Genomic DNA, 22,221 nt, shown 5'->3' with positions numbered 1-22,221 from the left:
TTCACTTCCGACGCCGCACTCACCACCGTAGGAGTGGGAGTGGGGTGGGGTGTCGGCGCGGGGCGCGCGTTCTTCGCCAGCATAGCGAGAACGACCGGCACCGTTGCCTCTCGTGACGGGGGTCGACAGGCGGCCGGTCGTGTGGTGGACATGGCATAGAATCGTGGAGGTTCTATACGCGCTACCCCGGGGGACGATGGACATCTCGACGACGTCGCACGTCACTGCGACGACCGATCGCCGCTCCGTCGGACGCACCCTTCGGGCGTACATCGCCCTCACGAAGCCGCGCGTCCTCGAGCTGCTGCTGGTGACGACCGTGCCGGTCATGATCCTGGCGCAGAACGGTCTGCCCCACCTGGGGCTGGTGTTCGCGACCGTCATCGGCGGCTCGCTGAGCGCGGGGTCGGCGGCGGCGTTCAACATGTACCTCGACCGCGACATCGACGCGCACATGCAGCGCACCGAGAAGCGCCCCCTCGTCACCGGCGAGGTCTCTCCGCGCGGTGCCCTGGTGTTCGCCTGGTCGCTCGCGGTGGTCTCGACCGTGTGGCTGTGGGTCTTCACGAACCCGCTCGCGGCGGGACTGTCGGCCGCGGCCATCTTCTTCTACGTCGTGATCTACACGATGATCCTCAAGCGCCGCACCGAGCAGAACATCGTGTGGGGCGGCATCGCCGGCTGCTTCCCCGTGCTCATCGGCTGGTCGGCGGTCACCGGATCGCTGTCGTGGGCGCCGGTCATCCTGTTCGTGCTCGTCTTCCTGTGGACGCCGCCGCACTACTGGCCGCTGTCGATGAAGTACGCGGACCAGTACGACGAGGTCGACGTGCCCATGCTCGGCGCGACCCGCAGTGGATCGCAGGTCGGCCTGCAGGTCATCCTGTACGCGTGGGCCACGGTGGCCTGCTCGCTGCTGCTCATCCCCGTGGCATCCATGGGCCTGGTGTACTCCGTGTCGGCGCTGGTGTTCGGCGGGTGGTTCATCTACGAGTCGCACCGTCTCTACGCGCGTGCCGTGCGCGGTGGTGAGCCGCGGCCGATGCGCGTGTTCCACGCGTCGATCACGTACTTGACGCTGCTCTTCGTCGCGATCGCCGTCGACCCGCTGCTGCCGTTCTGACGGCGGCTCCGCACGCCGCGAAAGCGCCCGCCCCGACGTGAGGGGGTGGGCGCCTTTTCGTGGGGGAGCGGGTCGGGATCGTCGGCCGACCGCGTCCGGCGTCGGGCGCGGACTCCGCAACGTCGAGAGCGCGCAGCGGGCCTGGGCGGGGTGCGGATGCCGGCGAGCCGGGCGCCGCGGACGGGCTGCCACCTCCGTGGAGACCGCGGTCGGGCGGCGGGGGTGCGCGCGAGCGCATCGGCGAACGAGACGCTCGTCGTCACGGCATCCGGTCCGGGCGACGAGGGGCACACACGAAAAAGCGCCCGCCCCGGGGATCGGGGCGGGCGCTTCGTATCGCGGTGTCAGCGACGGCTGGGATCGTCGTTCGCGTCCTGCTGCGCGGCGGCGGCGGCGGCCGGCGGAGCGGGGGTGTTCGACGACGTCTCGACGTCGGCGTCTTCGACCGCCAGGGGCGCCGCGGTCGCGGCGGGGGCGGTGTACGACGGGGTCGACGACACGTGCGGCTCGGCCGAGGTCTCGTCGTCGCTCGTCCAGTCGATGGTCTCGATCGCGACGTCGGCGCGGGCACGCGTGGTCACCACGGCGGCCACGGCCAGGGCGGAAGCGATGCCGATGGCACCGGCGGCGAGGACGGCGGCGCCCACCGACACCCACGCCTGTGCGACGTAGACGGTCACGACCGTGGCGTTGGGGTCGTTGACGAGGGCTTGGATCTCGTCGACCTGACGGAAGACGAGGACGAGTCCGCCGATCACTGCGGCGAGCGACGCGACCACGAGCACCCAGAACGGGATGCTGGTCACCAGGCGGGGACGGGTCTGCATGAGATGAACTCCTTGTCGTACCGTGCTCCGGGGATGCACGACGGCTGTTTCCGGTACCGGGGCACCGGGAGGGGATCCGGGCCTCTCAGGGCACCGGAAGTCCCACAGTGTCGCACGGGTCGGGGTGTCGGCTAGGGGACGCCGATGAATCGCCTATGAGGGTATAAGGGCCGCGGGCTGCCGGGGCGACCGCGCGGACGAGGGTCGCCTCCCCGCGGAAACGCGCGAAAAGTGTCGTGCCGACGCGATTCTTCCGGCCTCAGCGGCGTGCGGCCGCCGTCTGGCGCGGGGGCGCGGGGCGTTCGGTGACCGCGGGCTCCTTGAGGCGCAGGACGACCACCGTCATGGTGGCCGCGGCGAGGGCGGCGAGCACCATGTGCGTGCCGACCGCGATCTCGGGCAGGCCGTTGCGGGCCTGGTAGAGGCCCACCGCGATCTGCACGAGCTCGACCGCGAGCAGCGCCGTCGCCCAGCGTCGAACGCCCAGGCGCAGGCGCCACGCGAGCACCACGACGATGAGCGTGAGGAAGAACAGCGCGTAGCCCGGCCAGGCGTGCACGTGTTCGAGCACCTGGGCGTCGAAGCCGTTGCGCACCGAGGCCGCATCGCCCGAGTGCGGCCCCGCTCCGGTGGTGAGCACGCCGAACACGATCGTGAGGGCGAGGATGGCGGTCGTCGTGTGCACGAGACCGGCGAACCAGTGGGGCACCGCGAGCGTACGCGGGCCGGCGGGTGCGTTCATCAGCACCAGGAAGGCGGCGCACACCGCCACCAACGACACCGAGGCGACGTAGTGGAATCCGACGATGAAGGGGTTCAAGCCGGTCAGCACGGTTACGCCGCCGACGAGCGCCTGAGCGACGACGCCGCCGAGCACGATGAGCGACAGGACGAAGAGGGCGCGACGCTCGCGACGCAGGCGCCAGACCAGCACGACGACCACGATCGCCAGGATGCCGACGAGCCCCGTCAGCGTGCGGTTGCCGAACTCGATGATGCCGTGGATGCCCATCTCGGGCGTGTTCACGATCGAGTCGGCGGTGCAGCGCGGCCAGGTGGGGCATCCGAGGCCCGAGCCTGTCAGGCGCACGGCACCGCCCGTGCCGATGATGAGCACCTCGGCGAGGAACGACAGCCAGGCGAAGACGCGCACGCGCCGATCGACGTCGGTGGGAAGCCACGCGAGGAAGCGACCGGGGATCGTGGCGGCGCGGGACGAGGGGGGCGTGGTCGAGGCGGGGGACATGCGCTGGCTTCCTGGCATCGGTCCGCTCGGGCTGCGGGAACAGCGGACCTGCCGTGCCGGGAGCGGGTGTTGCCTGTAGAATCAAAGGGTCCGGGTGCAGCGCTCACGCGATCCGCACCGGAGACAGTCTAGGCGCGCAGCCAGCGCCTTCGAACGGGCCCACCAGCGACATTCCTGGGACTTCGACCGGAGTCCGGAATGCCGGGGCGGATGACACCGTTGAGGCCCGAGAAGGAGAGTGATCACCATGTCCGATGTACTCATCGACCGACCCGAGCTCGAAAGCCTGGGGCAATACGAGTTCGGCTGGCACGACACCGACGCCGCCGGTGCGCTCGCGCAGCGCGGCATCAACGAGGACGTCGTGCGCGGGATCTCCGCTCTGAAGTCCGAGCCCGAGTGGATGCTGAAGACGCGCCTCAAGGGCTACCAGCTCTTCGGTCGCAAGCCCATGCCCACGTGGGGTGCCGACCTGTCGGACATCGACTTCGACAACATCAAGTACTTCGTGCGCTCCACCGAGAAGCAGGCGCAGACCTGGGAAGACCTTCCGGAAGAGATCCGCAACACGTACGAGAAGCTCGGCATCCCCGAGGCCGAGCGTCAGCGCCTGGTCGCCGGCGTCGCCGCGCAGTACGAGTCCGAGGTCGTCTACCACCAGATCCGCGAGGACCTGGAGCAGCAGGGCGTCATCTTCATGGACACCGACACGGCGCTGCGCGAGCACCCCGAGTTCTTCGAGGAGTACTTCGGCACCGTCATCCCCGCCGGTGACAACAAGTTCGCCGCGCTCAACACCGCCGTGTGGTCGGGCGGATCGTTCGTGTACGTGCCGAAGGGCGTGCACGTGGAGATCCCGCTGCAGGCGTACTTCCGCATCAACACCGAGAACATGGGCCAGTTCGAGCGGACCCTGATCATCGCCGACGAAGACAGCTACGTGCACTACATCGAAGGCTGCACGGCGCCGATCTACAAGAGCGACTCGCTGCACTCGGCCGTCGTCGAGATCATCGTGAAGAAGAACGCCCGCGTTCGCTACACGACGATCCAGAACTGGTCGAACAACGTGTACAACCTGGTCACCAAGCGGGCCGTGGCCCACGAGGGCGCGACCATGGAATGGGTCGACGGGAACATCGGCTCCAAGGTGACGATGAAGTACCCCTCCATCTACCTCATGGGCGAGCACGCCAAGGGCGAGACCCTGTCGGTCGCCTTCGCCGGTCCCGGACAGCACCAGGACGCCGGCGCCAAGATGGTGCACATGGCGCCCTACACGCAGTCGTCGATCGTGTCGAAGTCCATCGCGCGCGGCGGCGGTCGCGCGGGCTACCGCGGCGAAGTGCGAGTGGATGCCAACGCGCACCACTCCGCGAACACCGTGCGCTGCGACGCGCTGCTGGTGGACACCATCTCGCGCAGCGACACGTACCCCGCGATCGATATCCGCGTCGACGACGTGCAGCTCGGACACGAGGCGACCGTCTCGAAGGTCAGCGAAGAGCAGCTCTTCTACCTGCAGTCGCGCGGCATGCCCGAAGACGAGGCCATGGCCATGATCGTGCGCGGGTTCATCGAGCCCATCGCGCGCGAACTCCCCATGGAGTACGCCCTCGAACTCAACAAGCTCATCGAGATGGGCATGGAGGGCAGCGTCGGATGATCTCTTCGGCGACATCCGCGCCTCCCGTGTTCTCCCCTCTCGCGCCGAACGGAGTATCAGCTCAGTGACCACAGCGACCACGACCCCCGCGGATTCCGCGGCGGGTCACATCGACCCGGCCGCCCTCGTGGCATCCATCGTTCCGGTGCAGACGCGCTCGGAGCGGGCGACCTCGTTCGATCCGGCCGACTTCGGCACGCCGACAGGCCGCGAGGTGAACTGGAAGCTCAGCCCGATCGACCGGCTCGCGCCGCTGTTCGTCGACCAGGCCGGTCCCACGGGCGTCATGCAGGTCGAGGTGCACGCCCCGGCCGAGCTCGAGCAGCTGCGTCTCGGTCACGGTGACGCGCCCCGCGGCGAGCACTTCCGCCCCGAAGACCTGCCCAGCGCCATCGCCTGGTCGCAGGAGGCCGAGGCACCGCTGCTGCGCATCCCCGCCGATGTCGAGCTGACCGAGCCGGTCGTCGTCCGCCTGACCGGCACGGGCGGCCTCGCGCACGCCCACGTGGTCATCGAGGCGCAGCCGCACTCGCGCGGCACCGTCGTGCTGCGCCACGAGGGCACGGCCCAGCACGCGCAGAACGTCGAGATCATCGTGCGCGACGGCGCCGACCTCACGGTCGTGTCGGTGCAGAACTGGGACGACGACGCGATCCACGCCTCGGCGCACCAGGCGCGCGTCGACCGCGACGCGAAGTTCACGCACATCGTCGTCAGCTTCGGCGGCGGCGTCGTGCGCGTGAACCCGTCGCTGGAGCTCTCGGGCGCCGGCGCCGAGGGGCGCATGTACGGCCTGTCCTTCTCGGACGCCGGCCAGCACCTCGAGTCGCAGGTGTACCTGCACCACAAGGGCCCGCACACCGTCGGCGACGTGCTCTACAAGGGAGCCCTCCAGGGCCAGGGCGCTCGGAGCGTCTGGATCGGCGACGTGCTCATCGGACCGGATGCCACGGGCACCGACTCGTACGAGGCCAACCGCAACCTCGTGCTCACCGACGGCGCGCGCGCCGACTCGATCCCGAACCTCGAGATCGAGACCGGTGACATCCAGGGCGCCGGCCACGCGAGCGCGACCGGTCGTTTCGACGACGAGCAGCTGTTCTACCTGCAGGCGCGCGGCATCGACGAGTACGAGGCCCGCCGTCTGGTGGTGCTCGGGTTCCTGAGCGAGATCGTGCAGCGCATCGGCATCCCGGAGCTCGAGACCGAGCTCACCGCGGCCATCGAGCGCGAATTGGCCGACGGAGCCGCGGCGTGAGCGCCGCGCGCGCCTGCGCCCTCAGCGACCTGACGCAAGACGAGGCGCACCGCGTCGAGCTCGACGGCGTCGCGATCGCCGTCGTGCTCGACGGCAACGGAGAAGTGCACGCGATCGGCGACGTCTGCACGCACGGCGACATCTCGCTGTCGGACGGCTTCGTCGAGGGCGAGACCCTCGAATGCTGGGCCCACGGCTCGGCGTTCTCGCTGCGCACCGGCCGCCCCCTCAACCTGCCGGCCTTCGAGCCGGTCCCCGTGTACGAGGTCGTGATCGACGGAGACGACGTGCTCATCGACACCTCCGTCACCAAGGCGACGGCCTGAGCCGCGCCCACGAACCCAGATTTACGTAAGGAACCCCATGTCTGTCCTCGAGATCCGCGACCTCCACGTGACGGTCGAGACGGAGAACGGTACGACCCCCATCCTCAACGGCGTGACGCTGACCATGCGCACCGGTGAGACCCACGCCATCATGGGCCCCAACGGCTCCGGCAAGTCGACCCTGGCCTACACCATCGCCGGTCACCCCAAGTACACGGTGACGAGCGGTTCCATCACGCTCGACGGCGAAGACGTGCTCGCGATGACCGTCGACGAGCGCGCGCGCGCCGGCCTCTTCCTCGCCATGCAGTACCCGGTCGAGATCCCGGGCGTCACGGTCACCAACTTCCTGCGCACGGCCAAAACGGCCATCGACGGCGAGGCGCCGGCGATCCGCACGTGGACCAAGGACGTCAAGCAGGCCATGGGCAACCTGCGCATGGACCCCAAGTTCGCCTCGCGCAACGTCAACGAGGGATTCTCGGGCGGCGAGAAGAAGCGCCACGAGATCCTGCAGCTCGAGCTCCTCAAGCCGAAGATCGCCGTGCTCGACGAGACCGACTCCGGCCTCGACGTCGACGCGCTCAAGATCGTCTCCGAGGGCGTGAACCGCGCCAAGGAGCAGACCGGTCTCGGCGTGCTGCTCATCACGCACTACACGCGCATCCTGCGCTACATCCGTCCCGATTTCGTGCACGTGGTCGTTCAGGGCCGCATCGTCGAAGAGGGTGGATCCGAACTCGCCGACCGACTCGAGGAAGAGGGTTACGACCGTTTCCTCGAGGCCGGTACGCCGATCGACGCGTAGGATCGTTACATGACCGCAACGCTCGCTCCCGAGAAGTACGACGAGGTCACCGAGGCCTTGAAAGACGTCATGGACCCCGAACTGGGGATCAACGTCGTCGACCTGGGACTCATCTACGACCTCGCGTGGGACGACGAGAACGACGCGCTCGTCATCCACATGACCCTGACGTCGGCCGGCTGCCCGCTGACCGATGTGCTCGAAGAACAGACGGCGCAGTCGCTCGACAACGTCGTGGACCGTTTCCGCATCAACTGGGTGTGGATGCCGCCGTGGGGTCCCGAGCGGATCACCGACGACGGCCGCGACATGATGCGCGCCCTCGGCTTCGCGATCTGAGAATGCTCGACGAAACGCCCGCTCCGCTCCGGCGGGGTGGGCGTTTCGTGTGTCGCCGTCTGACGCCGACCCCCGCGTGGCGCGAGCGTGCTCGTTAGGCTTTCGGGATGAGCGTTCCCCCCTTGAAGGCCCTGCCGCTCGAGCTCCTCCGTCAGCGCAGCAGTACCAAGTGGCGCTCGTACGGCGACGACGTCATCCCCATGTTCGTCGCCGAGACCGACTTCGCCCTCGCCCCCGCGATCACCGCGGCGCTCACCCGCGCGGTCGAGATCGGCGACACCGGCTACACCCCGCCGCGTCCGGGCATCGACGTCGACTTCGCCGCGTACGCCGAGCGGCAGTGGGCGTGGCGACCCGATCCGGCGCGCATCCGGTGGACGGGTGACGTGATGATGGGCGTGGTCGAGGTGCTGCGCGCGGTCACCCGGCCGGGCGACCGTGTGATCGTCACGCCGCCGGTGTACCCGCCCTTCTACGACACCGTCGAAGAGGCCGGTGCGGTCGTCGAGCGCGTGCCCCTCGTCGACGACGGCGAGCGGTGGTCGCTCGATCTCGACGGCATCGAGCGCGCCCTCGCCGCCGGCGCCCGCTCGGTGCTGCTGTGCAACCCGCACAATCCCACCGGCACCGTGCACACCCGTGCGTCGCTCGCGGCGCTTGCGCGCCTCGTGCACCGGTACGGCGCCACCGTGGTGAGCGATGAGATCCACGCCCCGTTGACGCACGCTCCGACGACCTTCACCCCCTTCTTGGATGCCGGCCCCGAGGCCGCCCTCGTCGGCTACACCGTCACGAGCGCGAGCAAGACCTACAACCTCGCGGGTCTGAAGTGCGCGGTCATCGTGACCGGCGACGAGTCGACCGCCGAGGTGGTGCGCGGGCTGCCCTGGGAGGTCGAGTGGCGCGCCGGATTGTTCGGGGTCATCGCCAACCGGGCGGCGTTCTCGGCCGAGAGCGACGAGTGGCTCGAGGGGTTGCTGGCCGCCCTCGACGAGAACCGCCACCTGCTCGCCGACCTGTTGGCCGAGCACCTGCCGCTCGCGCGGTACCGGCCGCCCGAGGCCGGCTTTCTGGCGTGGGTCGACGTCTCGGCCTACGGCTGGGGCGACAACCCGGCACCGTACCTCCGCCGCGAAGCGGGGGTGGCCCTGCACCACGGCCCGCTCTTCGGCGAGCAGGGCGTGGGGCACGTGCGCATCAACGTCGGGTGTGCGCCCGAGGTCTTGCGTGAGGCGATCGAACGCATCGGCGCGCTGGCCCGCCGCGCCTGACGCGGGTGGGGCGTCGCGCCTGACGCGGGTGCATCGGTACTCCGCGCCCGACGGGGGCGGGTCGTCGCGTCAGTACTCGGCGCGACCCGTGCGCCAGTAGCCCATGAACGCCACGGCGCGGCGGTCGACGCCGCGCTCGGTGACGAGGTGGCGGCGCAACGCCTTGATCGCCGATGCCTCACCCGCGAGCCAGGCGTACAGCGGGGCCTTCTTCAGCGCCGCCCCGCCCTTGGCCGTGCGGGGAACCTCCCAGAGCATGCCCTCGTCGATGTCGATCTCCTCGACCTCGTCGCCGTGGCCCTCGGGGGTGAGGGCGAAGGCCGCGTCGCGCGTCGCCGTGACCAGGTGCGCGTGGCGGTCGCCGCCCGCGCGGGCAGCGATCCGGAACGAGAAGCCCGGATGCCGCGGGAGATACGCGCAGTCCTCGGGCGTGGGCACTTCGAGCACGACCGTGCCGGTGGCATCCGGGGGCAGCTGCTCGAGGATGACGGCGATGGCGGGAGCTGCCGTCTCGTCGCCGGCGAGCAGGTACTCCCCGGTCTGCGCGGGCGGAACGAAGTCGACGCCGAAGCTCACGTCGGTGAGGGCGATGGTGGGGGCGAAGATGAGCACCTCGTCGCCGGGGCGCGCGTTCTCGATCCACGCCGACGCCGGTCCGAGCACCTCGTGCGCGACCATGTCGATGTCGACCTCACGGTCGCCGCGTCGCACCGCCCGCGTCGTGTAGGTGCGGAAGGGCAGGCGGCGCTCGTCGGGCAGGGCGCGCCAGTCGGTCCACCAGTCCGCGCCCGTGGGCATGGCATCCAATCCCAGGTCGTCGGTGGGGAAGACCACCTTGATGCGCTGGTCGAAGCCGGGGTCGCCGTACTCGTGCAGGTCGTCGCCGGTGAAGGTGAACCGGCGGAAGCTGGGGGTGAGGTCGGTGATGCGGGCGACGCGGACGCGGAAGAACCGCGCGGTGTCAGGAGTGGAGGGCATCGAGGGTCTCCGGCGAGGCGTCGGGGGCGGGAACGCGGGCGCTCACGTGGTGGCGACCGCGGGGGAGGACGAGGGGCGTGCCCGAGACGGGGTCGGGGACGACGAGGGCATCGAGGCCGAAGACGTCGGCGATGAGCTCGGAGGTCATGACCGCGCTCGGGTCTCCGGCGGCGACGATGCGGCCGTCGCGCAGGGCCACCAGGTGGTCGGCGTAGCGCGCGGCCATGTTCATGTCGTGCAGCACCATCACGGTGGTGGTGCCGCGGTCGCGGTTCAGGTCGGTCAGCAGGTCGAGCACCTCGACCTGGTGGGCCACGTCGAGGAAGGTCGTCGGCTCGTCGAGGAGCAGGATGTCGGTCTCCTGCGCGAGAGCCATGGCGATCCACACCCGCTGGCGCTGGCCGCCCGACAACTCGTCGATGGAGCGGTCGGCCAGGTCGCTGATGCCGGTGGCCGCGAGAGCCTCGGCGACGACCTCGTAGTCGCGCGCGCTCCACCGCGCCAGAGCGCGCTGGTGGGGGTGGCGCCCCCGGCCGACGAGGTCGGCGACGGCGATGCCCTCGGGGGCGATCGGGCTCTGGGGAAGCAGGCCCAGGATGCGGGCGATCTCTTTGGAGGGGCGCTCGTGCAGCGCCTTCCCATCGAGGACGACGCGCCCCGTCTTGGGGGGCAGCAGGCGCGCGAGGGCGCGCAGCAGCGTGGACTTGCCGCACCCGTTCGCACCGACGATGGCGGTGATCCGCCCGGCGGGGAGTTCGAGGTCGAGCTCGTCGATGATCGTGCGGTCGCCGTACGAGAGGGTGAGCTTCTCGGCCGAGAGCGTGCGGTTAGCAGTCACGAGAGGCCTCCCCGGTCGACGGGGATCGGCGGGATGGTGCTTCGGGTCGCGATCACAGCGAGCCTCCGGAACGGTTCGTTCTGATGAGCAGGTAGATGAGGTAGGGGGCACCGAGCACGCCGGTGATGACGCCGACGGGGTAGCGGTTGTCGAAGGCGAACTGGCCGACCAGGTCGGAGACCATCACGAGCAGGGCCCCGACGAGTCCCGCGGGCAGCAGCAGCGAACCGCCCGGGCCGATGAGTCGCGCGGCGATGGGGCCGGCCATGAAGGCAACGAAGGCGATGGGACCGCTCGCGGCGGTGGCGACGGCCAGCAGCACGACGGCGCCCACGATCAGCAGCAGACGCGTGCGTTCGACGCGTACGCCCAGCCCCGCCGCGGAGTCGTCGCCGAGGCGCAGCACGGCCAGACCGCGGGTGTTCGCGGCCATGAGCGGCACGATGACGACGACGGCGATAGCCAGGGGGAGCAGGCGCCCCCACGAGGCGTTGTTCAGGCTGCCGGTCAGCCACTGCATCGCGGTCTGCAGGTCCCAGTTGGCCGCGCGGGTGAGCATCCAGGTCGTGACGCTGTCGAGCATCGCGGCGACGCCGATCCCGATGAGCACGAGCCGGGTGCCCGTGAAGGCTCCGCGGCGCGAGAGCAGGTAGATCGCTCCCGCGGTGCCCAGGGCGCCGACGAGCGCGAAGGCCGAGACCGCGGCATCCGACAACGAGAAGCCGACGATGGCGACGACGGCGAAGGCGCTCGCGCCCGACGAGATGCCGATGATGTCGGGGGAGGCCAGGGGGTTTCGCAGCATGGTCTGGAACGTCACGCCCGCCATGCCGAAGGCGAGGCCCGCGAGAAGACCGAGGCTCGCGCGGGGGAGGCGCAGCTCGCCGATGGTGAAGGAGGCGCCGGGCACGGTCTGCCCGAGGAGCACCCGCACGACCTGGTCGGGCGTGTAGAAGGTGTTGCCCACCATCAGGGTGATGACGAAGGTGGCGACCACGGCGGCGACCAGGATGCCGGTGACCGTGGTGCGTCGACGGGCGCGGCTGCGCCGGCCGCGCACGAGGGCGGCGACGTCGGGGGCGGCGGCTCCGGACGTGGCGGCGGCGGGCGTGGCGATCCGGGGCGTGAGGGGGGTACGCGCGGTGGTCCGGCGGTCGCGGGTGTCGGGGGCGCTCACAGCTCGCGTACTTTCTGCCGACGCACGATCCAGATGAAGAACGGCGCTCCGATGAGGGCGGTGAGGATGCCGACCTCGATCTCGGTCGGACGAGCGACGAGGCGCCCGATGACGTCGGCGCCGACGAGCAGCACCGCCCCGCCCAGGGCCGAGAAGGGGACGAGCCAGCGATGGTCGGTGCCGATCAGCAGTCGGCAGACGTGCGGCACGACCAGGCCCACGAAGGCGATCGGGCCGGCGACGGCGGTCGCCGCCCCCACGAGCACGACGGCGCCGGCCGAGGCGACCAGACGGGTGCGCCCGACGTGCTCGCCGAGGCCCGTCGCGACGTCGTCGCCGAGCGCGAGGGAGTTCATGCCGCGCGAGCAGAGCACGCAGACGAGTGCGCCCGCTGCGAGCACGGGGAGCACGACCTGCACGCGGTCCCACGTGGCGCCGCCGATGCCGCCGATCTGCCAGAACCGGAACGTCTCGAGCAGATCGACGCGGGGGAGCAGGATCGCGCTCGAGAGCGATCCGAAGGCGGCCGTGGTCGCCGCTCCCGCGAGGGCGAGCTTGAGCGGGGTCGCGCCTCCGCGTCCGAGCGAGCCCACGGTGTAGACGAACACCGCGGCGACCGCCGAGCCCACGATCGCGAAGCCCAGGTAGCCGAACGAGCTCGACAGGCCGAAGAAGGCGATGCCGGTGACGACCGCGAGCGATGCTCCGGCGGACACCCCGAGGATGCCGGGGTCGGCGAGCGGGTTGCGGGTCACGGCCTGCATCGTGAGACCGGCCATGGCCAGGGCCGCGCCGACGAGCAGGCCCAGGACGGTGCGCGGGATGCGCGTCGTCACCGCGGCTTCGCCGACCCCGGTGCCGCCGGTGAAGGCCGAGACGATCTCGGTGATCGACACGTCGCGCGTGCCGAAGGCGACGGATGCCACCGACACCACGACCACGCCCACCGTGAGCACCAGCAGCCAGAGGAGCCGTCGGCTCGCCGGGCGCCGCAGGGAAGCGGCATCCGGGAGCACGTCGACGACGGTGGAGCGGGAGGTCACGATGGGCGTGGTCCGTTGTGCGGGGTGGGGATCAGCCGACGGCGGCGGTGAGCAGGTCGAGGTACCGGCTGAAGCCCCAGCTGATCGACAGCGGCGAGGGGTTCGCCGAGGCCGCGAGGGGCGTGCCGTCTTCGAGGACCGCGATGTGGCCGGCGGCGATGGCGGGGATCTTCGACAGCAGCGGGTCGGCCTGCAGCTGCGCGACGGTCGAGCCGTCGGTGTTGCCGTAGGTGATCCACAGGCCCACGTCGCTGAACGTATCGGCCTCTTCGGCGCTGATCTCGCTGTAGAACGCGTCGATTTCAGCCGAGGTCTTGCTCACCTGTGCGGGCACGGGCATGCCGAGCTGGTGCAGGTAGCCCGCGCGCGGGTCGTGCGAGGTGTAGTAGGTGATCTTGCTCATGTTGGTCGGGTCGGTGAACGCGAACAACGGCGCGACGTCGGCGAGGGCGGGATGGGCGTCGAACGCCTCCTGCGACTCGGTCTTGATCTGGTCGATGAGGGCGTCGCCCTCGCTCTCGAGCCCGAGGGCCTTCGAGTTGAGCTGGATCATCTGGTCGAGCGTGGTTCCCCAGGCGGCGTCGGGGTAGGCGACGACGGGGGCGATCTTCGACAGGGTGTCGTAGTCCTCCTGCGTCAGGCCGGAGTACGCGGCGAGGATCACGTCGGGCTGCGTGTCGGCCACGGCCTCGAAGTCGATGCCGTCGGTCTCGTCGAAGAGCACGGGGGTCTCACCTCCCAGCTCGGTCAGCTTGTCTTCGACCCAGGGGAGGATGCCGTCGCCGTCGTCGTCGCCCCAGGTGGCCTTGGCCATGCCCACGGGCACGATGCCGAGGGCGAGGGGGACCTCCTGGTTGGACCACGCGACGGTGGCCACGCGCTCGGGCTTCTTCTCGATCACGGCCTGGCCGAGGGCGCTGTCGACCGTGACGGGGAACACGCTGTCGGACTCCTGCGCCGCCCCGCCTTCCGACGTTGCGGGCGAGCCGGCGCAGCCGGCGAGAACGAGGGCGGAACCGGCGGCGAGAGCAGCCAGGGCGCGGAATCGGGACACAGAGAGCCTCCTGTGATCTAAGTAAGGACAGGCTTAGCTTATGTCCTCGATCGGGTGAGAACGCAAACCCGCGGGCCCGCTCCCGCGCCGATCGTCTCGACACCGAGGTATCGACGGCGACCACCCCGCGCGCGGATCGGGTGCGCGTCCACGGCCGCCGGGACGGGGCTGTCGGGACGCTGTCGGAATGCGTGCAGGAAGCCGCCGTATACTGGGTGGCTGGCCTTCTGGGCCACCCACCCCCAACCCCGAAGAACGGACGTTCGCTGTGCTCGCCGTGCACGACCTCGAGATCCGCGTGGGTGCCCGCGTGCTCATGTCCGACGTGGCGTTCCGCGTCTCCGACGGCGACAAGATCGGCCTCGTCGGGCGCAACGGCGCGGGGAAGACGACCCTGACCAAGGTGCTCGCGGGCGACCTGCTCCCCGCGAACGGCGGCGTCGACCGCGTGGGCGAACTGGGCTACCTGCCGCAGGACCCCCGCTCGGGCGACCCCGAGATGCTGGCCCGCACGCGCATCCTCGACGCCCGCGGCCTCGGCTCACTGGCGCTCGGCATGCACGAGGCCTCGATGGCGATGGGCGACGACGACCCCGCCGTGGCCGCGAAGGCCATGAAGAAGTACGGCACCCTCACCGAGCAGTTCGAGGCGCAGGGCGGGTACGCGGCCGAAGCCGAGGCGGCATCCATCGCCCACAACCTCTCTCTTCCCGACCGCATCCTCGAGCAGCCGCTGAAGACCCTCTCGGGAGGACAGCGTCGCCGCATCGAACTCGCGCGCATCCTGTTCTCGGACGCCCAGACGATGATCCTCGACGAGCCCACCAACCACCTCGACGCCGACAGCGTCGTGTGGCTGCGCGAGTTCCTCAAGGGGTACAAGGGCGGGCTCATCGTGATCTCGCACGACGTGGAACTCGTCGGCGAGACGGTGAACCGCGTGTTCTACCTCGACGCGAACCGTCAGGTCATCGACGTCTACAACATGAACTGGAAGAACTACCTGCGCCAGCGGGTGGCCGACGAGGAGCGCCGCAAGAAAGAGCGCGTCAACGTCGAGAAGAAGGCCACTGCTCTGCAGCTGCAGGCGGCGCGCTTCGGCGCGAAGGCCTCGAAGGCCGCGGCCGCGCACCAGATGGTCGCCCGCGCCGAGAAGATGCTGTCGGGACTCGACGAGGTGCGCGCCGAAGAGCGCGTGGCGAAGCTCCGCTTCCCCAAGCCCGCGCCCTGCGGGAAGACCCCGCTCATGGCATCCGGACTGTCGAAGTCGTATGGCTCGCTCGAAATCTTCACCGACGTCGACCTCGCGATCGACCGCGGCTCCCGCGTGGTGATCCTGGGCTTGAACGGTGCGGGGAAGACGACGCTGCTGCGTATCCTCGCCGGCGTCGACCAGCCCGACACCGGTCAGCTCGAGCCCGGGCACGGCCTGAAGGTCGGCTACTACGCCCAGGAGCACGAGAACCTCGACGTGAATCGTTCGGTGCTCGAGAACATGATGTCGTCGGCGCCGCACATCACCGCCACCGAGGCCCGCAAGGTGCTGGGTTCGTTCCTGTTCGTCGGCGACGACGTGCTGAAGCCCGCCGGGGTGCTCTCGGGCGGCGAGAAGACCCGTCTGTCTCTCGCGACCCTCGTGGTGTCGTCGGCGAACATGCTGCTGCTCGACGAGCCCACGAACAACCTCGACCCGGCCTCGCGCGAAGAAATTCTCGGGGCGCTCTCGCACTATGAGGGTGCCGTCGTGCTCGTCTCGCACGACGAGGGGGCCGTCGAGGCGCTGAACCCCGAGCGCGTGCTGATCCTGCCCGACGGCGTCGAGGACATCTGGGGTCGCGACTACGCGGACCTGATCACGCTGGCCTGACGGCCGGCGCTGCGCGCGCGGCGCTGGCCTGACGGCCGGCGCTGCGCGCGCGGCGCGGCTCATCCGCGCTGTTCATCCGTGCGAGAGATCGACCCGCTGGGCGTGGATCTGCGCCGCTGCGACGCGATCCTCGTCGGGCTCCACGCCGAACCCGGGCCCGCGGGGAATGGCGATGAACCCCTCGTCGTCGAGGACGAAGGGCGCGGTGATGTCCTCGCGGTAGAAGCGGTCGGATGCCGAGATGTCGCCGGGCAGAGTGAAGCCGGGAAGACCCCCCAACGCGGCGTTCGCCGCCCGTCCGATGCCCGTTTCGAGCATGCCGCCGCACCACACCGGCACCCCGTGGGCCCGGGCGACGTCGTGCACCCGCCGTGCTTCGACGTAGCCGCCGACGCGTCCCGGCTTGACGTTGATGATCGCCGAGGCGCCGAGCGCGATGGCATCCGCGGCCGTCTCCGCCGAGACGATCGACTCGTCGAGGCAGACGGGGGTCTGGAGCTGTCGGGCCAGGAGGGAGTGCTGGCGCAGATCCTCGTCGGCCAGGGGCTGCTCGATGAGCAGGAGGTCGAAGGCGTCGAGCCGCCGCAGGTGCGCCGCGTCGCCCAGCCGGTACGCGGTGTTCGCGTCGACCTGCAGGGGGATGTCGCCGAAGCGTTCGCGGACGGCCCGGACGGGCTCGACGTCCCACCCGGGCTCGATCTTCAGCTTGACGCGTCGGTACCCCTCGGCGAGATACCCGCCGACCACGTCGAGCAGCATCGGCACGGAATCCTGGATGCCGACCGACACCCCGGATGCCACCCGGGTCGCGGTCACGCCGAGCCACGACGCGAACGAGCGGTCGCTCGCGCGCAGCTGTGCGTCGAGCACCGCCATCTCGACCGCGGCCTTGGCCATGCGGTGGCCCCGGATGGGCGCGAGGAGGTCGCCGACGTTCTCGGCGGTGACCTCGATGCCGCTCGTCTGCGCTGACCGCAGGGCCGGCGCGATCTCGCTCGCGATGATCTGGCGCGCCCCGTCGAGGAACTCGGACGAGTAGACGGGACGGGGGAGAGCCACGCACTCGCCCCACCCGATCACGGTGCGCGCGCCGACCGCCGCTTCGACGCGGACGAGCATCGGCGTGCGATCGGTCTGCACGCCGAACGAGGTGCGGAAGGGACTCACCAGGGGGAGACGGAGGGTCAGGAGGTCGAGCGACAACAGGTGCACGGTCATGCCTTTCGGAGGAGATAGCCGCGGTCGCGGAGGAAGCCGTCGATGTGCCAGCCCTCGGCGAGCGCCGTGGTGAGAACGGTGCGCACGGCGAGCCGCCACCGGTGGGCGCGTCGCGGGTCGAGGGAGCGCAGACGTTCGATGTCGGCGGGGATCACGACCACTCCGTATCCCCGGGCGGGCAGGGGGACGACGACGGGAGAGCCGTCGCGTTCCGACAGCACGTCCGGCACCGGTCCCGGAGGCGAGGACACCGCTGCGGGGTGGGAGAGCTCCCACGTCACGTGCAGGCGATCGCTGGGCTCGCCGCGGTTGAGGGTGTCCTGCATGGGCCCGTAGAGATCGGGCAGGTACGCCACGCCGCGCGCACCCAGACGGGTCAGGTTGAAGTGGGCGTTGCGGCGCACCAGGGGATCGAAGGTCCACGTGATCGTCCGGATGCCCCGGTGCAGAGCCCAGGCGCGCTGCTGGAGCTTGAGCGTGAGGCCGATCCCGCGTCCCGAGGTACCCGGCCGCGTCGCCGCGACGTGCGAGTGCAGCGCGGTCGGATCGTCGGCGTGCACGAACCCCGCGCAGACGCCCGCGACGCCCTCGTCGTCCTCGGCGAGCGCGACGTGGTTGCCGGTCTGGGCGAGGGCGACGAGGAGTCCGGTGCTGGCGATGCGGTTGTCGGGTCCCCAGACGTCGCCGATGAGCTGCATCGCGGCGCGGGCCCCCTCGGCATCCGTCACCGCTCGCACGCGAACGCCGGAGCGAGTGGACGCCTCGCCCCAGGCCCGATCGGCAGCGGCGAGGCCGGGGAGCATCGAGGGGGCACTCACAGGACGCTCTCGATGAACGCGCGGGTGCGTTCGTGACGCGGCGCGCCGATCACCTCGTCGGGGGTGCCGGCTTCGACCACGACCCCCGCATCCATGAACACCACCGTGTCGGCGACCTCGCGGGCGAATCCGATCTCGTGGGTCACCACGATCATCGTCATCCCGTCGCGTGCGAGGTCGCGCATCACGCCGAGGACGTCGCCGACCAGCTCGGGATCGAGCGCCGAGGTCGGCTCGTCGAACAGCATGAGCTGCGGGCGCATGGCGAGGGCCCGCGCGATCGCCACGCGCTGCTGCTGACCGCCCGAGAGCTGCGCCGGGTAGTGGTCGGCGTGATCGGCCAAACCCACGCGGTCGAGGAGTTCGCGCGCGTCGACCAGGGCGTCGGCACGGCGTCGGCCGGCCACCCGCATCGGTGCCTCGATGATGTTCTCCCGCGCCGTCAGGTGGGGGAACAGGTGGAAGCGCTGGAACACCATTCCGATGCTCCGGCGTTGCACCGCCACTTCGCGCGGACGCATCTCGCGCAGTCCGCCGCGGTGCTCGCGGTAGCCGATCAGTTCGCCGTCGACGAGGATGCGCCCGCCGTCGATGGATTCGAGGTGGTTGATGCAGCGGAGGAACGTGGATTTGCCCGAGCCGGACGGACCGAGCAGGCACGCGACGCTTCCCTGGTCGACGCGCAGGTCGATGCCGTCGAGCACGCGGTGCGTGCCGAAGCTCTTGCGCACCTGTCGTGCGTCGACGAGGGTCCGGGTGGGGGAGGGAGTGGTGGTCACGGGGTCGTCTCCTTTCGTCGGCGCAGGCGCGCGATCACCCGGTCGGCGAGGTCGAAGGCCCGCTGGCGCGGGGTGGGCGGCAGGATCCTGCCGATCCCTCGGCCGTAACGGCGCTCCAGGTAGTACTGGGGGATGGACAGGATCGAGGTCAGGATGAGGTACCACACCGCCACGACCACGAGCAGTTCCACCTGCCGGAGGTTCTGGGCCGAGATGTCGGTCGCGCGGGTGTACAGCTCCTGCACGGCGATGAGCTCGAGCAGGGCGCTGTTCTTGAGCATCGAGATGGTCTCGTTGCCCATCGGCGGGATGATGACGCGCATCGCCTGCGGGAGCACGATCCGCCGCATGGTGGCCGCCTCGCTCATTCCGAGCGACAGCGCCGCCTCGCGGTTGCCGCGATCGACCGACAGCAGGCCGGCGCGGACGATCTCCGAGGCGTAGGCGGCCTCGTTGAGTCCCAGGGCGAGCACGCCGGCGATGAAGGGGGTGATGACCGTGCTCGTGGGCGCGGTGAAGATCACCACGTCTGTGAACGGGATGCCGAGGGTGATGTCCTGGAAGAGGAGTCCGAGGTAGCCCCAGAACACGATCTGCACCAGCAGCGGCGTGCCGCGGAAGAACCAGGTGTACAGCCAGGAGAACGTACGCAGCACGGGGTTGGCCGACTGGCGCATCACCGCGAGCACGACCGCCAACGACACGGCCAGCAGCATCGAGCAGGCGGTGAGGACGATGGTGGTGACGACGCCCTCGAGGATCGGCGTCGCGAAGAGGTACTTCTCGATGACGTCGTGCTCGATGTTGTCGTTGCCCCAGACCGAGACGGCGAAGGCGACGAACAGCAGGGCGACGGCCGTCGCCGCGACCCAGCGCAGCGGATGCCGCACGGGGGTCGCGACGACGTCGTCGTTCGTCGAAAGGGTGGTCGTCACTGCAGGGTGCCGTTGACGGTGGCGGCGGGGACGGCGTAGTCGCCGAGGTCGTACTTCTGCAGCAGCGTCGTGTACGTCCCGTCGTCGATGACCGCCTGCAGAGCGGCCTCGAGGGCGGAGGTGAGCGCGGAGTTCTCCTTCAGGACCCCGATGCCGGTGAACACGACACCGTAGCCGGCGGGGTTCGCCGGGTCGTGGACGACCTCGAAGTCGTCGCCGTCGCCGCTGGTCTGCGCGGCGTACGCGGCAGGAGCGGCATCGAAGACGTCGGCGACGGCCTGGCCGGACTTCACGGCGAGGATGGCGTCGTTCTCGGTCGGCAGCTCGATCGAGGTGATGGCGCCGCTGGCGCATTTCGCCGATTCGGCGGCGACGAAATCGGCCTGGGTGGTGCCCTTGGCCACGGCGACGCTCTTTCCGCAGAGGTCGCTCATCGAGGTGATCCCGGCGGGGTTGCCCTTCTCGACCATGATCGCGAGGCCCGCTTCGAAGTAGTCGACGAAGTCGAGCACCTCCCGGCGCTTGGCGGTGTCGTTCATGCCGAACATGATGATGTCGTGCTTCTGGGACTGCAGTGACGGAATGATGCTGGTGAAGTCCTGAACCTCGAAGGTGAAGGGCACGCCGAGCTGGGCGGACATCGCCTGCCCGAGGTCGTAGTCGAAGCCTCCCCACTCGCCGGTGTCCGAGCGCGTCACCATGGGGGCGTAGATGCCGCTCGCGACATTGATGCCGTCGCTGAATTCGGCGGGGACCAGGGATGCCAGCGGCGCGGCGCTCATGCTGGGCGTGGGGGCGGCCGTATTCGGGGCGGCGCACCCTGCCAGGGTCAGCAGGAGTACGGCGCCGACGGCCACGGAGCCGGCGATCGGGGAGGCGGTGCGGAAGGAAGCCACGGGGGTTCTCGCTCTCGTTCTTCGGGTGGGGCAGGACACCTCTCACGCTAAAGAGCGGGCGTGCGGGGCGGTGTGTCGGATCGGCCTAAGATCACGGCATGCCGTTAGCCGATCGACTCATTCCCGACGGCGAGGAGTCATCGACCCTCGACACCCTTCTCGCTCGCGTGGGACCAGCGATGCTGCACCCCCTCGGCGAGGGGCACGGCAGCGGGGCGGGCGGTGCGGCGGTCGTCGCGCGAATCGTGCTGCACGATCCGAGCGACCCGCTTCCCGACGTCGCCCAAGCGCTGCTCCTGGTGCCCGCCGCGCGGGTGGACGACGATCTCGAGGCGTTGCTCGCCCACGCCGCGGAGCGGGGCTGCCCGGGCGTGGCGGTCAAGGTGCGGGGGCTCGACGTGGAGGCCGCCGTCGAGAGGGCCGCTCGCCACGGGGTGGTCCTTCTCGCCGTCGATGACGCCGCCGCCTGGCAGCATGTGGTGTCGGTGCTCGAATCCGCGTTGGGATCCAGCGCCGTCGACGGCGCGCGGTCGGCGCCGGACACCTTGTTCGCGCTCGCCAACGCGGCGGCCGCCGGCATCGGCGGTGCCGTCGCGATCGAGGATCTCGATCGCAGCGTGGTGGCCTACTCCGTGATCGAGGGGCACCTCCTCGACCGGCTCCGCGAGGAGGGCATCCTGGGTCGCCGGGTGCCGGATGTCGCCCACAACATCGAGCGGTACCGCGCCCTGTTCGCCGCTGCGGGCGTGGTGCACTTCCCCGAGGTCGACGACGCGTTGGCTCGCACAGCCCTGGCCGTCACGGCAGGGACGCGCGCGCTCGGGTCGATCTGGGTGATCGATCCCCCCGGTGGGGTGAGCGAGGCGGGTGAGCGCACCCTCCGCGAGGCGGCGAGCCTGGCGGCGCTGCACATGCTGCGGCGTCGCACCAACGACGAGGTGAGGCTCCATCTGCGTGCCGATGTCGTGGGCGGCGCTCTGGAGGGCCGGTGGAGCGATCGCGAGACGCAGCGCCGCCTGGCACTCTCGCCCGGGGCTCGCCCGGGGTTGGTGGGCTTCGCCGCCTCGCGCGTCGGCGCCGAGTGGCTGACGATCCTGCCGTATCTCTCGCACGCACTCTCACGCTTCGTGGCCACGTTCCGCCCCGACGCAGGCCTCGTGGACACTCCGTCGGCGGTGTACGTGCTCGTGCCCGACGGCGGGGAGAAGGCCGCCCTGCGGCTCGCTCAGCAGGGCGTCGCGGCCTTGGCCCGCAGCTTCCGCGATCAGGTGCGCGCGGGGGTCGCCGGGGCGATCGACGGTGTCGCCGACCTGGTCGCCGCTCGCCGTGAGATCGACGAGATCCTGAGAGAACTGTCGTCCGACCCGGAGCTCCCGCGCGTGGGGCGCCTCGACGACGTCCGGGAGCGGGTGCTCCTGCAGCGCGTGCGCGACGAACTCGCCGCGGATGCGCGGCTGCTGTCTCCCGGCATCCTCGCTCTGCTCGACAACGACGAACAGCAGGGCACCGACTACCGGCGCACGCTGCTGGTGTGGTTCGAGGAGCACGGTGACGTGCGCGCCGCGGCCGCGCGACTGGGGGTGCATCCCAACACGCTCCGGTACCGCGTGCGCCGCGCCGCGGAGCAGTTCGCCCTCCCCCTCGAGGATCCGGCCTCGCGGCTGGCCCTCTGGCTACAGCTTCGGACGTTCGAGCTGCAGAAGTAGACCGCGCCTCTGCACCGCACGTGCCGGCGCGCGGCACGATCGAGGTCG

21 protein-coding genes are annotated in these 22,221 nt (G+C 70.3%); 9 read left to right on the top strand and 12 right to left on the bottom strand.

All coding sequences use genetic code 11. The features are described from left to right. Nucleotides 1-196 precede the first annotated feature (196 nt). On the top strand, nucleotides 197-1,123 hold the full coding sequence (locus ASG45_RS12105; RefSeq protein ID WP_055837705.1) for a heme o synthase: 927 nt from the start codon (nucleotides 197-199) through the stop codon (nucleotides 1,121-1,123). Between the two features lie 344 nt (nucleotides 1,124-1,467). On the opposite strand, the gene ASG45_RS12100 is transcribed toward ASG45_RS12105, so the two are convergent. Both ASG45_RS12100 and ASG45_RS12095 read right to left on the bottom strand, forming a co-directional pair. Continuing rightward, a complete protein-coding gene (locus ASG45_RS12100; RefSeq protein ID WP_055837703.1) occupies nucleotides 1,468-1,950 on the bottom strand; it encodes a hypothetical protein in 483 nt (160 codons plus the stop codon). Between the two features lie 259 nt (nucleotides 1,951-2,209). Beyond that, nucleotides 2,210-3,196 (bottom strand): COX15/CtaA family protein, encoded by a 987-nt coding sequence (locus ASG45_RS12095; protein ID WP_055837700.1) that lies wholly within the window; start codon nucleotides 3,194-3,196, stop codon nucleotides 2,210-2,212. A gap of 247 nt (nucleotides 3,197-3,443) precedes the next feature. Between ASG45_RS12095 and sufB the strand changes: the two genes are divergently transcribed. The 6 genes from sufB to ASG45_RS12065 all read left to right on the top strand — a co-directional run bounded on the left by sufB (nucleotide 3,444) and on the right by ASG45_RS12065 (nucleotide 8,864). Beyond that, the gene (gene sufB, locus ASG45_RS12090) at nucleotides 3,444-4,862 is read left to right on the top strand and encodes a Fe-S cluster assembly protein SufB (protein WP_055837990.1); all 1,419 of its coding nucleotides are present in this window, start codon (nucleotides 3,444-3,446) and stop codon (nucleotides 4,860-4,862) included. Nucleotides 4,863-4,926: 64 nt separating this feature from the next. Continuing rightward, nucleotides 4,927-6,120 carry a Fe-S cluster assembly protein SufD gene (gene sufD / locus ASG45_RS12085; RefSeq protein ID WP_055837697.1) on the top strand — a complete coding sequence of 398 codons (1,194 nt, stop codon included), beginning with the start codon at nucleotides 4,927-4,929 and terminating at the stop codon, nucleotides 6,118-6,120. Continuing rightward, nucleotides 6,117-6,446 (top strand): non-heme iron oxygenase ferredoxin subunit, encoded by a 330-nt coding sequence (locus ASG45_RS12080; RefSeq protein WP_055837695.1) that lies wholly within the window; start codon nucleotides 6,117-6,119, stop codon nucleotides 6,444-6,446. Before sufD ends, ASG45_RS12080 begins: the two co-directional genes overlap by 4 nt. Before the next feature lie 37 nt (nucleotides 6,447-6,483). Then, the gene (gene sufC, locus ASG45_RS12075; protein WP_055837692.1) at nucleotides 6,484-7,254 is read left to right on the top strand and encodes a Fe-S cluster assembly ATPase SufC; all 771 of its coding nucleotides are present in this window, start codon (nucleotides 6,484-6,486) and stop codon (nucleotides 7,252-7,254) included. A gap of 9 nt (nucleotides 7,255-7,263) precedes the next feature. Next, nucleotides 7,264-7,593, top strand: coding sequence for a metal-sulfur cluster assembly factor (locus ASG45_RS12070; RefSeq protein WP_055837689.1), 330 nt, complete (start codon nucleotides 7,264-7,266; stop codon nucleotides 7,591-7,593). A gap of 107 nt (nucleotides 7,594-7,700) precedes the next feature. Continuing rightward, entirely contained in the window at nucleotides 7,701-8,864 is a 1,164-nt protein-coding gene (locus ASG45_RS12065) for a MalY/PatB family protein (protein WP_055837685.1), read from the top strand. A 69-nt stretch (nucleotides 8,865-8,933) separates the two neighbouring features. Here the strand turns inward: ASG45_RS12065 and ASG45_RS12060 are convergent, their stop codons facing one another. The 5 genes from ASG45_RS12060 to ASG45_RS12040 are packed head-to-tail and all read right to left on the bottom strand — an operon-like array spanning nucleotide 8,934 to nucleotide 13,954. Then, nucleotides 8,934-9,842, bottom strand: a complete 909-nt coding sequence (locus tag ASG45_RS12060; protein WP_055837682.1) for a siderophore-interacting protein — start codon at nucleotides 9,840-9,842, stop codon at nucleotides 8,934-8,936. Beyond that, nucleotides 9,826-10,680 (bottom strand): ABC transporter ATP-binding protein, encoded by an 855-nt coding sequence (locus ASG45_RS12055; protein WP_055837679.1) that lies wholly within the window; start codon nucleotides 10,678-10,680, stop codon nucleotides 9,826-9,828. Before ASG45_RS12055 ends, ASG45_RS12060 begins: the two co-directional genes overlap by 17 nt. Nucleotides 10,681-10,732: 52 nt before the next feature. Next, nucleotides 10,733-11,797, bottom strand: coding sequence for a FecCD family ABC transporter permease (locus tag ASG45_RS12050; RefSeq protein ID WP_055837987.1), 1,065 nt, complete (start codon nucleotides 11,795-11,797; stop codon nucleotides 10,733-10,735). A 56-nt stretch (nucleotides 11,798-11,853) separates the two neighbouring features. Further along, a complete protein-coding gene (locus ASG45_RS12045) occupies nucleotides 11,854-12,900 on the bottom strand; it encodes a FecCD family ABC transporter permease (protein ID WP_235561609.1) in 1,047 nt (348 codons plus the stop codon). A 31-nt stretch (nucleotides 12,901-12,931) separates the two neighbouring features. Further along, nucleotides 12,932-13,954, bottom strand: coding sequence for an iron-siderophore ABC transporter substrate-binding protein (locus ASG45_RS12040; RefSeq protein ID WP_055837675.1), 1,023 nt, complete (start codon nucleotides 13,952-13,954; stop codon nucleotides 12,932-12,934). A gap of 268 nt (nucleotides 13,955-14,222) precedes the next feature. On the opposite strand from ASG45_RS12040, the gene ASG45_RS12035 reads away from it, so the two are divergent. Continuing rightward, the gene (locus tag ASG45_RS12035) at nucleotides 14,223-15,821 is read left to right on the top strand and encodes an ABC-F family ATP-binding cassette domain-containing protein (RefSeq protein WP_055837672.1); all 1,599 of its coding nucleotides are present in this window, start codon (nucleotides 14,223-14,225) and stop codon (nucleotides 15,819-15,821) included. 72 nt (nucleotides 15,822-15,893) lie between these two features. Here ASG45_RS12035 and menC read toward each other — a convergent pair whose 3' ends face one another. The 5 genes from menC to ASG45_RS12010 are packed head-to-tail and all read right to left on the bottom strand — an operon-like array spanning nucleotide 15,894 to nucleotide 20,467. Further along, entirely contained in the window at nucleotides 15,894-17,039 is a 1,146-nt protein-coding gene (menC, locus tag ASG45_RS12030; RefSeq protein WP_235561608.1) for an o-succinylbenzoate synthase, read from the bottom strand. Beyond that, a complete protein-coding gene (locus ASG45_RS12025; protein WP_055837669.1) occupies nucleotides 17,036-17,857 on the bottom strand; it encodes a hypothetical protein in 822 nt (273 codons plus the stop codon). Before ASG45_RS12025 ends, menC begins: the two co-directional genes overlap by 4 nt. After that, complete coding sequence (locus tag ASG45_RS12020) at nucleotides 17,854-18,636, bottom strand: amino acid ABC transporter ATP-binding protein (RefSeq protein ID WP_055837667.1); 783 nt, start codon at nucleotides 18,634-18,636, stop codon at nucleotides 17,854-17,856. The genes ASG45_RS12025 and ASG45_RS12020 overlap by 4 nt, the downstream gene beginning before the upstream one ends. Further along, nucleotides 18,633-19,571, bottom strand: coding sequence for an amino acid ABC transporter permease (locus ASG45_RS12015; protein ID WP_055837664.1), 939 nt, complete (start codon nucleotides 19,569-19,571; stop codon nucleotides 18,633-18,635). The genes ASG45_RS12020 and ASG45_RS12015 overlap by 4 nt, the downstream gene beginning before the upstream one ends. Beyond that, complete coding sequence (locus ASG45_RS12010) at nucleotides 19,568-20,467, bottom strand: transporter substrate-binding domain-containing protein (RefSeq protein ID WP_055837661.1); 900 nt, start codon at nucleotides 20,465-20,467, stop codon at nucleotides 19,568-19,570. The genes ASG45_RS12015 and ASG45_RS12010 overlap by 4 nt, the downstream gene beginning before the upstream one ends. 98 nt (nucleotides 20,468-20,565) lie before the next feature. Here ASG45_RS12010 and ASG45_RS12005 point away from each other — a divergent pair, with 98 nt between their 5' ends. After that, the gene (locus ASG45_RS12005) at nucleotides 20,566-22,173 is read left to right on the top strand and encodes a PucR family transcriptional regulator (RefSeq protein ID WP_082516581.1); all 1,608 of its coding nucleotides are present in this window, start codon (nucleotides 20,566-20,568) and stop codon (nucleotides 22,171-22,173) included. The last annotated feature ends 48 nt before the right edge of the window (nucleotides 22,174-22,221 follow it).

The sequence above is a fragment of the Microbacterium sp. Leaf436 genome, from assembly GCF_001424715.1.
Taxonomy (GTDB): Bacteria; Actinomycetota; Actinomycetes; order Actinomycetales; family Microbacteriaceae; genus Microbacterium.
The sequence above is the reverse complement of the archived record's forward strand: the minus strand, read 5'-3'. Positions and strand labels throughout refer to the sequence as shown.

Excerpts from the sequence above, each read along its gene's own strand:
- sufB (WP_055837990.1), top strand. The coding sequence starts at position 3,444 with ATGTCCGATGTACTCATCGACCGACCCGAGCTCGAAAGCCTGGGGCAA.
- ASG45_RS12070 (WP_055837689.1), top strand. The coding sequence starts at position 7,264 with ATGACCGCAACGCTCGCTCCCGAGAAGTACGACGAGGTCACCGAGGCC.
- ASG45_RS12060 (WP_055837682.1), bottom strand. The coding sequence starts at position 9,842 with ATGCCCTCCACTCCTGACACCGCGCGGTTCTTCCGCGTCCGCGTCGCC.
- ASG45_RS12065 (WP_055837685.1), top strand. The coding sequence starts at position 7,701 with ATGAGCGTTCCCCCCTTGAAGGCCCTGCCGCTCGAGCTCCTCCGTCAG.
- ASG45_RS12095 (WP_055837700.1), bottom strand. The coding sequence starts at position 3,196 with ATGTCCCCCGCCTCGACCACGCCCCCCTCGTCCCGCGCCGCCACGATC.
- sufC (WP_055837692.1), top strand. The coding sequence starts at position 6,484 with ATGTCTGTCCTCGAGATCCGCGACCTCCACGTGACGGTCGAGACGGAG.
- ASG45_RS12100 (WP_055837703.1), bottom strand. The coding sequence starts at position 1,950 with ATGCAGACCCGTCCCCGCCTGGTGACCAGCATCCCGTTCTGGGTGCTC.
- ASG45_RS12005 (WP_082516581.1), top strand. The coding sequence starts at position 20,566 with ATGCCGTTAGCCGATCGACTCATTCCCGACGGCGAGGAGTCATCGACC.
- menC (WP_235561608.1), bottom strand. The coding sequence starts at position 17,039 with ATGACCGTGCACCTGTTGTCGCTCGACCTCCTGACCCTCCGTCTCCCC.
- ASG45_RS12105 (WP_055837705.1), top strand. The coding sequence starts at position 197 with ATGGACATCTCGACGACGTCGCACGTCACTGCGACGACCGATCGCCGC.